Genomic DNA, 15,058 nt, shown 5'->3' on the forward strand with positions numbered 1-15,058 from the left:
CCGGAATTTATCGCTATGATGCGTTTTTGCCCAAATTGCCACACGGAACGTGCATTAACAGAAATTTTCTGTGAGGGGCACATTGACGATCATTCCTGCGGTTGGGATCTCTCTTCTGAGCCCGTCCATGCCGAAGGCTGGCGGCCTGTCGCCATTGTTAGTGTGGAAGATGTCCTTCAGGAGACGACAGAAAGTGTCGTAATCCCATCTGCGGCTACTCATTGCCAGAATGGTCATCTGATGGAGGAAGGGGATCTAATTTGTATGTTGTGCGGCGCGGATGCTGCCACCGTTATTTTAGATAATTTTGATGTTTCAGCACCCGATATTACCGAAGGGGTTGATACGAATACGGTGACCCGCATTGGCAACTGGCAAATTCTGCGGCGAATTAACCGCAATGACAGTATTCGTGAACGTTATCAGGTACAGAATCAACAAAGCGGTCAGCAGGCGGTATTAACCCTGTATACCTATGGTGCAGAACCCGACCCGGCCATCTATGAAGTTATTCGCAGGCTACCCCATGAACATGTCCCGGATATTATAGAAACAGGCCGCTGGAACGATCGGGCCTGGCAAGTAGCCGAAGAGTTAACCGGCGGCTCACTGGCAGACTCGGCAACCCGAGGGGATTTCTGGCTGCCGGATGAAATACCCCATATTGTGCGTGAATTGGGTAGCGCATTATCCAGTTTTTCTGAGCATGGCTTGCGCCATCGCGACCTTCGGCCCGGTAACCTGCTGATCCGTACCCGTCATCCGCTGGATATTGTAATTATCGAGTTTGGTTCGGCCTGTCTGTCTGAATTTGATTTGGATATTGTTTCTCCGCTTGATATTAGTCGCTATAGCGCCCCAGAAACGTTAGCGGGCGGCGTTGCTGCTGCGTCTGACTGGTGGAGCTTAGGCATTATATTGTTGGAGCAGGTGACTCAGGGGCGCTGCTTTGAAAATATTCATCCACATGCATTTTTAATTCAGGTCCTGGCCAATGGCGTGACGCTGCCTGAAACCCTTGATGCGAATTTACGCCTTCTGCTGCGTGGATTATTAATTCGCGATCGTCACCAGCGTTGGCAGTGGCCGGAGGTACAAGCCTGGCTGGAGGGCCGACCGGTTGCGGTAGCGGATGAAACCCTCTCTGTTTCCGGTAAGCAAAACTTTGGCATTACCCTAAACCAGCAACACTATACTCAACCTGCCATTTTTGCCCTGGCAGCCGCTAAACATCAATGCTGGCAAGAGGCTCTGGAGCTGATGCAGCGCGGTGCCATTACCTCATGGGCAGAACAGGTAGGATTGGCTGACTCGTTATTAACCATGTTGCAGCAGGTGGCTGAGTTAACGGACCTGGATGATAACTATCGCCTGATGTTGGTGTTAAAGCTGCTGAATCCAAATATGCCGCTGATTCTTCAGGGGGAGATAGTTACTCCTTCCTGGCTGCTGGAACATCCGCTGGAAGGTTATGAATTATTACTCAGCTCATTGCCCGATTTACTTGGTCAGATGGAATCGGGCCATTGGCTGTCACAAATCAAAGTACGGCAGGTAAAAGTTCGGCAGCGGGGAAAAAGCCTGAAAATAGCCTTCGATGAAGAGGCTCTGCGCATTCATTTGTTGGCCACTTCCCGGGCACGATTGCTGGCTATCTGGGAGGAACAGCGCAAGCTTTTCCCGGATACTACCCATAATGGACTGAGAACGCTGATCGACAGGCGTAATCTGAACGAAGAAGAGCTGATTCTGTTGCTGAGTGCGGATATCGGGCAGTTTACCTCAGCAGAAAGTTTGCTGGTGCAAGCCAGCGGGTTAGCAGAACGCTATAACGTGATGAGTTTCGATAGGGAAGAGTCGCGGGCATTATTAACGCTTCCTCGCGCTGATATTTATCAGCAGTTGGCGGATCGTCTGGATGGTTTTAACCGTAGTAATATTGCCGATATTGATAGTTGGGCCGAACGCTTTTTACTGACGCGTCGCCTGCCACTGGAACAGGTTTTGGTGATGCTGGCGATTCCGCCAGAGCACTGGATGGTGCCGGAAAAGCAGCGCTATATTCATCAGGTTCTGGATTTCTTTACCCGAAAAATTACCGCCTCCACCATGCGCGGCTCACTGGTTCGTATGAGTATCAGCCCCCACGCAGGGCGAGTGGACCTTTATGAATTGGGGGGCGAGAAAAAAAGCTCAGAAGCGCTGCTTAACCATCTGTTGACGCGCAACCGGCAGGCGATTCCCGTTGATAGTCAAACCCTGCTGGATAATGAACTGGTCAGTGGGCGCTTACGTGCTTTGAACGCCCAAACTCAGCTCTATATGCGGGATACCGGCATTAACGGCATGTATCTTGGTTTTCCTTTTTTGTTGATTAATACCCAGCCTAAACAGATGAAACCGCGGATTGCGCCACTGCTGCTGTGGCCGGTGAATATCAATATGGAAGCCGGTATTCGAGGGGTTGCCAGCCTGCGTTTCGATCACGATCGGGGGGCGGTACGTTTAAACCCGGCGCTGGAGAATTTTGTTGGTATTCCGGCAATAAAGCGCTGGCAAGAGGTAGCAGACCAACTGCTGAGTCAGGCGGCTTTAAGTGTTGAAGAGGTGATGGAGAGTTTTGCTTCACTGGTGGCCGCCAGAGAAAATCAGCTGGTCAGGTTACCGCCGTTGGATGTTGAAGTTCCGGAAAATGCCAGTCAACTGGTGTGCTCTGCGGTATTGTTTCACGCCTCTTTTATTGGTCAGGCTATCAGTGAAGATTTACGCCAACTCAGCACTCAATCTCCGGGGGGAACCTCGCTGGAAACGGCGCTGGGCCTGAATCGTGAAGTGAGTGCCGTAGCGCAACCTGTCGGTGCCGGTGAATGTTATTTTACCGCCGCCAGCGACCCTTCTCAGGAGTCTGCCGTTCTGGCAGCCCGCAATGCTCCCGGATTATTGATTGAAGGCCCTCCGGGCACCGGCAAAAGTCAGACTATCGTTAATATGGTGGCCGATGCCATTGGGCAAAAACGCAGTTTGTTAATTATCTGCCAGAAGCCAGCGGCCCTTGAAGTGGTGTTTAAACGCATAATGGCGGGTGGGCTGGGCGACCGGATTGTAATGGTTAAAGATGCACAAAAAGATCGCGATACCATTATCCGTAACGTGCGGGCCCAGCTTGAGACACTGTATAAACCCGCTGAAACCGGTGAAGTAAATCCGTGGGTCACCTCCAGAGAAAATAGCGGTCGCCATCTCGACAGGCTGGAGCAGGAGCTGGATAACTATTATCAAGCCCTGTATCAACCCGATGAGCAAATGGGTATTAGCTATCGCTCACTGTTAGGTGAGCTGATGAAGCTGGAAGCCTCCCCGGATCGTCTGGAGATTCCTGCGTTACAACCAATAGTGCAGCATTGCTCTTTTGAGCAAATTGAAGTGATTAAGCAGGCGATTATTCCCGGTATCGCCCTATGGCTGGAAGCAAATTATGAGCAGAGCCCGCTGGCACAGCTGAGTCCCTTCTTATCGAATCAGGCAACGTTGCTTGATTTTACCCACCGCTTTGAGCAGTTTTGTCAGGTGGAGCGACAAAGGGATGTGATTCTGGCTAACCCGCATCGCGCTTTCGAGGTAACGGAAGAGAGTCAGCACCGGGAAAGTTTAGCCAATTGCCGGGCATCACTAACATTGTTAACTCTCGCCGGGTGGGAGAATCTGGCCCGGTGGTTACCGTTATTTTACGCTTATAACGGTAGCATTGTGCAGGGTGAGCAGATACTGGCCCAGTTGGAGCAATTGTCTGGTCGGTTACAGCAGATAGACTCTTCCGGCAGCGATCCACTGCTGTTTGAACCTCTGGCTCATTGTGACAGTCAGCAGTTATTACAGCTCATTGCAGCAGCAGCGGCAGAAACCGAAAAGCGCGGATTTTTGCAGGCATTGAATCCGTTTTATTACCTGCGTCGCAGTAAGTTGAACGCATTTTTGTTGCAACGAGGGTTACAAAACAGTCATGACACCGTGGTTCGTTTACTGATTTCTGCACGTTCAGAACAGCAATGGCGCGGGGTCAGAACAGAGCTTAATCGCCTGCATCAGCGTTTGAGCTTGCCGCAGGTAGAGCTGCCAGACAGTCTGGAGCTGGCTAATCAGTTGGGTTCCACCCTGAGGGATTTCCGACACATTGCTTCACTGTATCAGCCGCTGTCTGTTTCTCCGGATATTAACCGCCTGGTGCCGGCGATTATTGAGCGTCAGCAAGCGGGGTTTGAGAGTGAATGTGAGGAAATCATCGCTGCTATTGAGCGCAGTCAGGCGCGGGCTGTAAGTTTAAGCGCGCTGGAAAACCTGCGAGACTGGCTGGAAGCATCGGCAACGGATGAATTTACGTTAGCGATTAACCATAATCATCCGCTGACCGACGCGCTTACCGCCATTACAACAGCGTTACCTTCTCTGGCTGCTTATCAACAGTTTCGCCCCGTGGCGGCTCAATTGGATAATACTTGTCTGACGGTGCTGGGAATTTTGCGTCAACAGCAGGAGGCTCTGAAAGGTTTCAGTCAATCGCAACTGGAGCTGGTGGTTGCCAGAGCGCTGGATCGTGAAGTGCGCTTAGTCTGGAAGCAGCAACTGGAATGGCGCTCACCCATACTGTTGCAGGAACAGAGCACTATCAATGACAAGATTGAACAACTGGCACAGGCGGATAGCCAGATGCGGGCATTGAACCGGCTGGAATTGACCGAAGTTTTCAAGACTCATCATATTAGCCCATTGCGGGCATGGGAAGAGATCACCCGTCTGACGGGAAAACGGGCGCGGCGATTGCGGGAGTTTATGGAGCAGGGTAGTACGCTGGGGCTAATGCAGCTAAGACCGGTGTGGTTAATGACCCCGGACGTTGCCAGTCAGGTATTACCGTTAAAAGCCGGGCTGTTCGATACGGTGATTTATGATGAAGCCTCGCAGATGCCGGTAGAATATGCCCTTCCCACCCTGTTTCGCAGCCGTAACATGGTGGTCAGCGGTGATGAGAAGCAGATGCCGCCATCCACGTTCTTCTCCGGCAGGGGGATTGTTGATGAGGATGCTGATGATAACGACGATGAGCTTGAAGTGGACAACAACCAGCAGGAAGAAGCCGCCGAGAGCTGGAACTATCGACAAATTAGCGACTGTCCGGACTTGCTGCATCTGGCCCGAACCGTATTACCGGTACAAACCCTGGAAATTCACTATCGTTCCGCCTATCGGGAGCTGATTAACTTCTCCAATCATGCCTTCTATGAAAACCGTTTAAATATTCCGGTACAGCATTCCGGCAAAGTTATTGGCTCAGTTAAACCCGTTTCCCTGATGATGGTGAATGGGCTGTATCAAAACCAGAGTAATCAGCAGGAAGCGGAGCAGGTTGCCGCGACGCTGGCAGAAATCTGGCAACAACCTTATGCACAGCGCCCTTCTGTTGGTGTAGTGACCTTTAACCAGAAGCAGGCGCAGCTGATTCAAAACGTACTGGAAGCAAAAGCGGAACAGAATGAGGGATTCCGTCTGGCTTACTATGAAGAACAGCAGCGGCTGGAAGATGACGAAAATATGTCGTTCTTTGTGAAGAATGTGGAAAACGTACAGGGGGATGAGCGGGATGTGATTATCTTCTCTACCACCTTTGGACGTAACCGGCAGGGGACTTTTCGCCGTAACTTCGGCATTCTCGGTCAACAGGGGGGAGAACGGCGGTTAAATGTCGCGATTACCCGGGCCAGAAAGCAGGTCATGATTATGTCCTCTATGCCAATTGAAGAGATCTCGGATTTACTCTCTACTCGTCGTCAGCCTGATATTCCCCGCGATTTTCTGCAAGGGTATCTGGAATACGCCCGTAGCCTGTCGGCGGGTGAATTCGCCAGCGGTCAGGCGCTATTGACCAGAATGAACCGGACAGAATTAGCGGGCAGGGCACAGGCAGAACAACAGGATGGCTTTATTGCCTCAGTTGTTGAGTATATCTGTTCTCAGGGCTGGTTGATTGCGGAGTCCCGTCAGGAAGGCGCTTTCTATTTTGACTGTATTATTGAAGATCCGCTAACGGGACGCTATCTGTTGGGAATTGAGTGCGATATGCCGCGTCATGGCTTATTACAACATGCCAGAGCGCGTGAGTTATGGCGTCCGTCAGTATTGAAACGGGTTACCCCATTCCGCCATCGTATCTCAATACAAAACTGGTATAACCATGGCCCACAGGAACAGGTTCGTTTAAAACAGGCCATTTTACAGGCAATTAATTCAGAACAGCCCGAGGCAGCGATTGTGACCTCTCATAACATAAACGAGGAAGCCCCATGAGTTCATCAGTACATATTATTCGTGCCAGAAGTGAGGATATCGCAGAGTACCGCCGCTCAATGGCCTGCCTGAGCGCACTGATGAAGCAATGGGAAGCGATTAACCGGCAATATACTGAGGCGGATACACTAAAGATAGAACAGATACGCCAGCGTTTTCAGGAGATAAAGCAATATCAACAGAATATCCGCCAGTATAGTGCGGAAGCGTTTGCCCGCTTAACCGAACAAATCCCCGGGATGATTGAGTTTATTGGTCAGGATATTGAGCAGATGCAGGAAGCGCTGATTGAACAACATCCTGTGCAACGTCAACATCAGCGTGTGCAGCAGGAAAATGCAGCAATGTTGTTAAACCTTGTGCAACAGAGAATGCCGGAACAGCAGGCATTGCTACAACAGCTTGCCGCAGTGGCAAAAGGTGAACAAACCGGCAGTGCAGAACAGATATTAAGCCAGGCTGTCATGATGATTGGCCAACAGCCCACCCGCCTGACGGAGGCTCAACAGGTACTGGCCCGGCGCTTAAAAGAACCAGAGTCTGAAAACACTCAGGCCAGCGTTCAGCAGGATGACCATTATCCTGGTCATCCTTTGCAGCGTATTGATCGACATATTGCCGAACTGGCGGTGCTGGACCCTCAACAGGATATCGCTTCTTTTATTCAGCGGGCAGCGGAGCTGGAACGGCAGGTACAGGATCCAAACTGGAACATGCTAAGTGATTCACTGATTCTGGATTTAGCACAGGCTACTCGCAACGCCAGAGCCCTGATGGAAAAAAGGCAGCAGCTTGGTTTGCTGATAGCCGGGCTGGAGAGTTATCACGCTTCTGAGGTGACCGTACTGATTGAGCGACTGAATCTGGCGCTCACTTCCCGCGAGTTATCACCGCTGGTTGAAGCTATCGCCGCCGCACAGGCCGCCACAGAACAACAGCAGCAAAATATTGCTGCCTTAGCCAGACGTGAAGCCGTTCTGGAAGGGTTGGCAAAATTAGGTTATGAAGTTCGTGAAAGCGACGCAGAAGCATGGCTGGATGATGGCAAAGTGGTGATTCGTAAACCGGCGACACCGGGCTACGGTCTGGAATTAGCGGGTGCTAAAGGCAGCGAACGTTTTCAGGTTCGGGCTGTGGCGTTTTCAGAACAGCGGGATACCCAGCGTGATGAGGACATTGAATCAATCTGGTGTGGTGAACATCAACAGCTTCAGCAGATACTGGCAGAAACCGGTGATAGATTTACCGTGGAGCGCGCTATGGCGGCAGGGGCCTCTCCTCTTAAAGTTGCCAGACCGGCAGATGCACCAGCGGAGCAGGCGGATTACCACTATCGTGGAGAGGGGAGCCGTAGTCTTGACTAAAGGGGGTTGCTATACTTAGCGCTCATATTTCAGCCATTAAATTAACAGACCAGGGAGCAAATCGAGATGGGATTACTGATTACGATTGTGGTTGTCATTTTTGTCGTGTTGGGCCTCGGTGGCTGGGCAATAAGCATTTATAACCGTTTAGTGGCGCTGCGTAATAATATTGATGCATCTTTTGCCAATATCGATGTGATCTTAAAGCAGCGTGCAGACCAGATTCCCGCATTGATTCAAGTGGTTTCTAAAGCGATGTCTCATGAACAGGAAATCTTTACCAACCTGAGTGAAGCCAGAGCGGCTTATCTGAATGCCGGTTCGATAAAAGATAAAGTGGATGCCGCTAATCAGATGGAGACGGCGTTAAAGTCAGTTATCGCCATTTCAGAAAATTACCCAACTCTTATTTCTGGTGAGACCTTTATTGAACTGCAAAAATCAGTCAGTGAAGTAGAGGATAAGATTGCCCACCGTCGGGAATTTTTTAATGATGCAGTAAACCTCTACAATATCGGTATTGCGCTGTTTCCTGATGTGTTGTGTGCCAAAGCGATGGGTTATCAACGGATGTCACTGTTAAAAATCAGTGCTGAAGAGATCGCTTATAACGGCATTACATTTAACTAGCTAATTAGTTCCAGCCTTAATTTATAGTAGATACCACCGCGCCAGCTACCCCGGCAGCACCGGCCATTACCGATAACGTCGGTGATAAAACCGGCCCAATCAATAACGGTGACAAGACTGACGATACCCAGCCGGAGTTTAACGGTAAGGGTGAAGCCGGTGACGTTATCGCTATCATTGATAACGGTGAAGTGATTGGTACGGCGATCGTTGATGACAACGGTAACTGGTCATGGACACCGGAAGCACCTTTAGCGGAAGGCGAGCACAGCATCACCATTGTAGAAACCGATGAAGCCGGTAACTCAAGCCAGCCGTCTGCACCGGTTGCCTTTGAAGTGGACACCACCGCGCCAGCTACCCCGGCAGCACCGGCCATCACCGATAACGTCGGTGATAAAACCGGCCCAATCAATAACGGTGACAAGACTGACGATAACCAGCCAGAGTTTAATGGCAAGGGTGAAGCCGGTGACGTTATCGCCATTATTGATAATGGCACCGTGATTGGCAGCACCGTTGTGGATGATAACGGCAACTGGTCATGGACACCGGAAGCACCTTTAGCGGAAGGCGAGCACAGCATCACCATTGTAGAAACCGATGAAGCCGGTAACGCCAGCCAGCCGTCTGCACCTGTCGTATTCGAAGTGGATACCACCGCGCCAGCTACCCCGGCAGCACCGGCCATCACCGATAACGTCGGTGATAAAACCGGCCCAATCAATAACGGTGACAAGACTGACGATACCCAGCCGGAGTTTAACGGTAAGGGTGAAGCCGGTGACGTTATTTCCATTATTGATAACGGTGAAGTAATTGGTACGGCGATCGTTGACGATAACGGCAACTGGAGCTGGACACCGGAAGCACCTTTAGCGGAAGGCGAGCACAGTATTACCATTGTGGAAACTGATGAAGCCGGTAACCTCAGTGAGAAGTCTGCTGACTTTGTTCTGACTATGGACTTCAGCGCACCGGGTACCGTCACCGATCTGACCATTACTGACAACGTCGGGGCCGTTACCGGTGCACTGAAAGACGGCGATACCACCGATGACGCAACGCCAACCTTCAGCGGTAAAGCGGAAGCAGACAGCATTGTGACCGTTTATGACGGCGAAACGGCCATTGGCTCCGTTAAGGCTGATGCCGACGGCAGCTGGAGCTTTACGCCAGACGCACTGGATGACGGTGACCATGCGTTTAGCACCACCGTGACCGATGCCGCCGGCAATACCGGTGACGCTTCTGCCGTTGTGCATATCACCATTGATACCAGCACGGTGTCAGTCTCTATCACTAAACTGGTGGATAACGTCGGCGCTATCACCGGCGATATCAAAGCCAACGACATAACCGACGATGCCCGTCCGGAAGTGATTGGTAAAGGTAAAGCGGACAGCATTATCAACCTGTATGACGGCGAAACTTTGTTAGGTTCAACAACAACGGATGCTCAAGGCAACTGGAGCTTCACTCCGGCGGCCGATCTGAGTGAAGGTGAGCACAGCATTACCGCCACCGCGACCGATAAAGCCGGTAATGTCAGCGAGCCAACCAGCGCCTTCATCTTCACCGTGGATACTCTGGCACCGACAATGCCGACCATTGAATCTGCAGAAGATAATGTCGGTATTATTACTGGCCCAATGAGCAGCGGCAGCCACACCGATGATGCAACACCAACCCTGAGCGGTAAAGCGGAGAAAGACAGCACCGTCAGCGTATACGATGGCGAAACCTTGTTAGGTACTGTTACTGCTGACAGCAACGGTCAATGGACCTTCACCACCGATGCACTGGCAGAAGGCGAGCACAGCTTCCATGTGACCGCGACCGATAAAGCCGGTAACGTCAGTGAGAAGTCTGCCGACTTTATACTGACTATGGACTTCACCAGTCCGGATAGCAGTTTGCTGGCTATCACTGGTGTCAATGATGCCGTCGGTGCTTACACGGGTAATGTTAAGTCCGGTGAAACTACCGATGACAGCCGCCCAACTATCAGCGGTACCGGTACTTCCGGTGATACGATTATCGTATACACCAAGGACAGCAGCGGTAACCATGAAATTGGTCGTACATCTGTGGATTCTGAAGGCAAGTGGAGCCTGCAACCAGCTACAGCTCTGAAAGAAGGCGTAAACGAGTTCACCGCAGTAGAAATAGATCTGGTAGGTAATATCACCGACCCGAGTGAGAAGTACAGCGTCACACTGGATACTTCCGTACCAGAAGTACCGGTGCTGGAATCAGTTAATGATAATGTGGGTAATATCACCGGTAACCTGAATAAAGGCGACTTTACTGATGACAACACACCAACATTCTCTGGTACCGGTGCTAAAAACGGTATTGTCACTCTCTATAACGATGGCGTGAATATTGGCACAGCTACGGTTGATTCTGATGGTAAGTGGTCATTCACTCCGGCAACTGCACTGGCTGATGGTGAATATAAAATAACGGTTGATACCACTAACGCAGTAGGTCAAACCAGTACTAAGACTGATATGTTCAACTTTGTGGTGGATACGACTGCACCAGGAGCGGTTACCGACCTGACTATTACTGATAACGAGGGTGCCGTTACCGGTGCGCTGAAAGACGGCGATACCACCGATGACAACACACCAACCTTCAGCGGTAAGGCCGAAGCTAACGGCATCGTGACTCTCTATGATGGCAACACGGTAATTGGTTCCGTTAAGGCTGATGCTGATGGTAATTGGACCTTCACACCGGAAGCGTTAACTGATGGTACACATGCATTCAGCACCACAGTCACCGATGCCGCCGGTAATACTGGTGAAGCGACACCGGCTATCAATATTATTATTGATACCACGCCATTAGTGGCGACGATCACCAGATTGGAAGATAACGTCGGGGATGTCACCGGCCCAATTAAGGCCAATGGTTTCACTGATGATACTCAACCAGAAATTATTGGTACCTCTAAAGCAGGTAGCATTATCAAGGTATACGATGGTGCAACGTTACTAGGTTCAACCACGGTAGATGCCGAGGGTAACTGGAGCTTTACACCAGCCACTGCATTATCTCAGGGTGAGCACAGCATTACCGCCAAGGCCACCGATAAGACAGGTAACACCAGTGCAGCAACCGATGCATTTATGTTTACCATTGATACAGTAGCGCCAACTAAGCCAACCATCGAGTCAGCCGAGGATAACGTAGGTACTATTACTGGTCCTATGAGCAGTGGTAGTTACACTGATGATTCAACGCCTGCACTGAGTGGTAAAGCGGAGAAAGACAGCACCGTCAACGTATACGATGGCGAAACCCTGCTGGGAACGACTATTGCCGACAGCAACGGTCAGTGGACCTTCACTACCGATGCCCTGACAGAAGGTGAGCATAAGTTCCACGTTACTGCTACTGATAAAGCCGGTAACGTCAGTGATAAATCTGATGACTTTGTACTGACAATGGACTACACCAAGCCAGATGAAAGCCTGTTGGCAATTACCGGCGTGGACGACAAAGTTGGTCTTATCACCGGTAACGTAGCTAATGGTGGTGCTACTGATGATACACGTCCAACCATCAGCGGTACTGGTACTAAGGGTGATCTGATCACGGTCTACAGCAAAGACAGTACCGGCAACCATGTGATTGGTTCTGCAACGGTGGATGCTGACGGCAAGTGGTCAATGCAACCGGCAACGGCACTAACGGAAGGCCTGAACGACCTGACCGCTGTTGAAATAGATGCAGCAGGCAACGCTACCGATCCAAGCGCTAAATACAGCATTAAGCTGGATACTGCGATACCAACGACTCTGGCTAAGATCACCGATATCACTGAAGATACCGGCGTATCTGATAAAGACTTTATCACTAAAGATAAAACACTGCTGATTGGCGGTAGTCTGAATGGTGAAGTTTTACCGGATAACCAGAAGGTACAGATTTCTCTGGATAACGGTGCCTCCTGGCATTATGCCACCCTGAGCGAAGACCGTATGCGTTGGTCCTATGACAACACATCAGTAGATCTGATGGACGGTTCTTATACGTTCCAGGCGCGAGTTGTTTCTGAATCAGGTGTTGCAGGTACAACAGGTAGTCAAGTGGTTGTTATCGACACCACTGGCCCAACCAACACCACCACGGTGGATCTGGATCCGGCCAGTGACTGGGGTGACTATAGTGATGACAACATCACCGGTCTTGCCACACCAACCATCAACGGTAAGGTCAGCGCCGGTAGCGATTCGTTCAGCAAACTGACAGTTACCCTGTTCGATGATAAGAACAACGATGGCAAACTGGATGCAGGCGATACCGTCTTCCAGACCGGCATTAAGGTCAATGCAGATGGTACCTGGACAACCGATCTGCCAAGCCTGCAGGATGGTTCTTATAAACTGAAAGGGATTGTTGTTGATGAAGCGGGCAACTTGCAAACTTCAACAGCAGGTAAGCTGATTGGCGCTCATGGTGGTACCGACGATCTGGTGATCAAGTCCAATATGCGTAGTGCACTGGTCGGTGAAAAACCGGGTGACAACGCAGGCTGGATGATTACCAACGTGGGTGACTTTAACGGTGATGGTATCGATGACTTCTTCGTTACTGCACCAAACGCAGATACGCCTAGCAGTAACCTTGGTAAGTCATATCTGATTTATGGTACCGGCGCTGGTCTGCCAAACCTGACGCATCTGGGTGCACTCACCCCGAGCCAGGGACTGATCATCACCAACACCGACACTAACTATACGCAGGAAGGTATGGTGGCGACCAACATCGGTGACTGGAACGGTGACGGCTATGATGATATCGCAGTAGGTAGCCACGTTCAGGATACCATGTTCATCATTTACGGCGGTGCGCAGGGTACTTACACTAACGGCACGCTGGATATGAAGACCATCATGGCTGGCGATAACACCCATGGTTTCTCCATCTCTAACCGTAACCCGGTTACCGGACACGGTGTTGACGCCTGGATGTTCTACGGTATTACCGCAGCTGACGTTGATGGTGATGGTTATAAAGACCTGATCTTTAACAACAACAGTGGTGGTACTTACAGTAGCGGCTGGCACTCAGGCTCAGTACAAATCATCTACGGCGGTAAAACGCTGGCAGATGGCAGTGACTGGTCAAATATTTACATGAAGTACCTGGGTACTGGTGGTCTTGAATACGGTTCGTACTATGTACCGACCACTGACCTGACTAAAGAAACTCTGACGAACAATGTCCGTAATACCACAGTGGCCTTTGCCGGCACTGATGATAACGACATGGGTTCCTATATGGGCTCTGTGGGTGACGTTAACGGTGACGGCATTGAAGACTTCTTCATGCTGGGTACTGACGGCAGAACTCACTACCTGGTCTACGGTAAAGAGGGTGGATACGGTCAGATAATGGATCTGGGTAAATTCCGTGATGGTGTTGATGGCGTACGCTTTGTAACCAATGACTATGACTATCTGGTTGACCGCTGGTACGGCTACCACATGGTGACTCGCCTTGGTGATATTAACAGTGATGGCATTGACGACTTTGCCTTTGGTTTACCAAACAGCAACGTTGATAGGACGGTAGTGGTTTACGGTAAGCAAGGCGGTCTGGGCTTCCAGTCTATCGGATTACCAAGTGCTGCGAATGGCGCAGTTCCTGCCGGAACCAAAGCCTTCACCGCAGCAGACGGTATGATCATTCTGAACGCTGGTTCATCACTGACCAACTGGAGTAAATCAAGCGCTCTGTTTGGCGCAGCGCTGGCAGGCGGCGGAGACCTTAATGGTGACGGTATTGCCGACTTCGTTATTGGTGCACCGAAGGTCACTGCCAACGGTAAGAGTGAGTGTGGTGCGATCTACGTGATCTACGGTCAGGCAGATAACTATCTGACCGGTTCACCGGTGGTATCAATCAATACGTTAATCAATGACCCAAGTAAGGGCTATGTGATTTACGGTGAGAAAGCCGGTGAACATCTGGGTCAGTCAATCACGCTGGGCGACTGGAACGGTGATGGCCTGTTGGATATCGCAAGTAGTGCGCCAGAAAGTAATGTGTATGCCCGTAATCCTGACGGTTCAGAAGACAGAACCCACGGTGGTAACAGCTCCGGTGCAGCATACATTTACTACTCGAAGGTAGACTTCACCAAGGTCTATACCACCGGTGACGACATCCTGATCGCAGATGGTAAAGGTATCGACGGTAAGCCAGTTGACCATGACCTGATCCTGGGTGGTGCAGGAAACGACATCATTCTGGGTATCAGTACCGGTGACTTTGCTAACGGCGGTGCAGGCAACGATACCATCCATGTAGCCTCTCTGGACTTCCTGTCAGTGAACGGCGGCAGTGGTATCGATACGCTGGTTCTGGACGGTAATGACTTAGTCCTTAACCTGGGTGCCCTGCAGGCTAAGGTGCAGAACTTCGAGAAGTTCGACCTGGGCAGCGGCCATAACACATTGACGGTTAAGCTGGATGATGTTCTGCGCATGGGTTCAGAAGAGTTGGCCATTAAGAGCGGTGATAAAGCGATTGTTGTTGAAGGCGAAACTGGCAGCACCCTGAAATTAGAAGGCGCAGGCCAGTGGGCAATGACACAGAGCAATTATCAGCATGACGGCCATACCTATAACGTATGGAGCATGAGCACCTCAGGCGTCGAAGTTCTGGTAGAAGAAACCGTAACACCAATCATCATGTAATTGAGT

At 50.7% G+C, this 15,058-nt stretch carries 4 protein-coding genes; all 4 read left to right on the forward strand.

What is annotated here, in order from left to right:
* The first annotated feature begins 15 nt into the window (after positions 1-15).
* The 4 genes from LPW36_RS06640 (at position 16) to LPW36_RS06655 (ending at position 15,052) form a co-directional block, all read left to right on the forward strand.
* Entirely contained in the window at positions 16-6,339 is a 6,324-nt protein-coding gene (locus tag LPW36_RS06640) for a protein kinase domain-containing protein (RefSeq protein WP_230608725.1), read from the forward strand.
* Positions 6,336-7,703, forward strand: a complete 1,368-nt coding sequence (locus LPW36_RS06645) for a hypothetical protein (RefSeq protein WP_230608726.1) — start codon at positions 6,336-6,338, stop codon at positions 7,701-7,703. Before LPW36_RS06640 ends, LPW36_RS06645 begins: the two co-directional genes overlap by 4 nt.
* Before the next feature lie 66 nt (positions 7,704-7,769).
* Positions 7,770-8,333, forward strand: coding sequence for a LemA family protein (locus LPW36_RS06650; protein WP_230608727.1), 564 nt, complete (start codon positions 7,770-7,772; stop codon positions 8,331-8,333).
* 23 nt (positions 8,334-8,356) lie between these two features.
* The gene (locus LPW36_RS06655; protein ID WP_338085970.1) at positions 8,357-15,052 is read left to right on the forward strand and encodes an Ig-like domain-containing protein; all 6,696 of its coding nucleotides are present in this window, start codon (positions 8,357-8,359) and stop codon (positions 15,050-15,052) included.
* The last annotated feature ends 6 nt before the right edge of the window (positions 15,053-15,058 follow it).

The sequence above is a fragment of the Limnobaculum eriocheiris genome (genome assembly GCF_021010575.1).
In the GTDB taxonomy this organism is placed as follows: Bacteria; Pseudomonadota; Gammaproteobacteria; order Enterobacterales; family Enterobacteriaceae; genus Limnobaculum; species Limnobaculum eriocheiris.

Excerpts from the sequence above, each read along its gene's own strand:
- LPW36_RS06640 (WP_230608725.1), top strand. The coding sequence starts at position 16 with ATGATGCGTTTTTGCCCAAATTGCCACACGGAACGTGCATTAACAGAA.
- LPW36_RS06645 (WP_230608726.1), top strand. The coding sequence starts at position 6,336 with ATGAGTTCATCAGTACATATTATTCGTGCCAGAAGTGAGGATATCGCA.
- LPW36_RS06650 (WP_230608727.1), top strand. The coding sequence starts at position 7,770 with ATGGGATTACTGATTACGATTGTGGTTGTCATTTTTGTCGTGTTGGGC.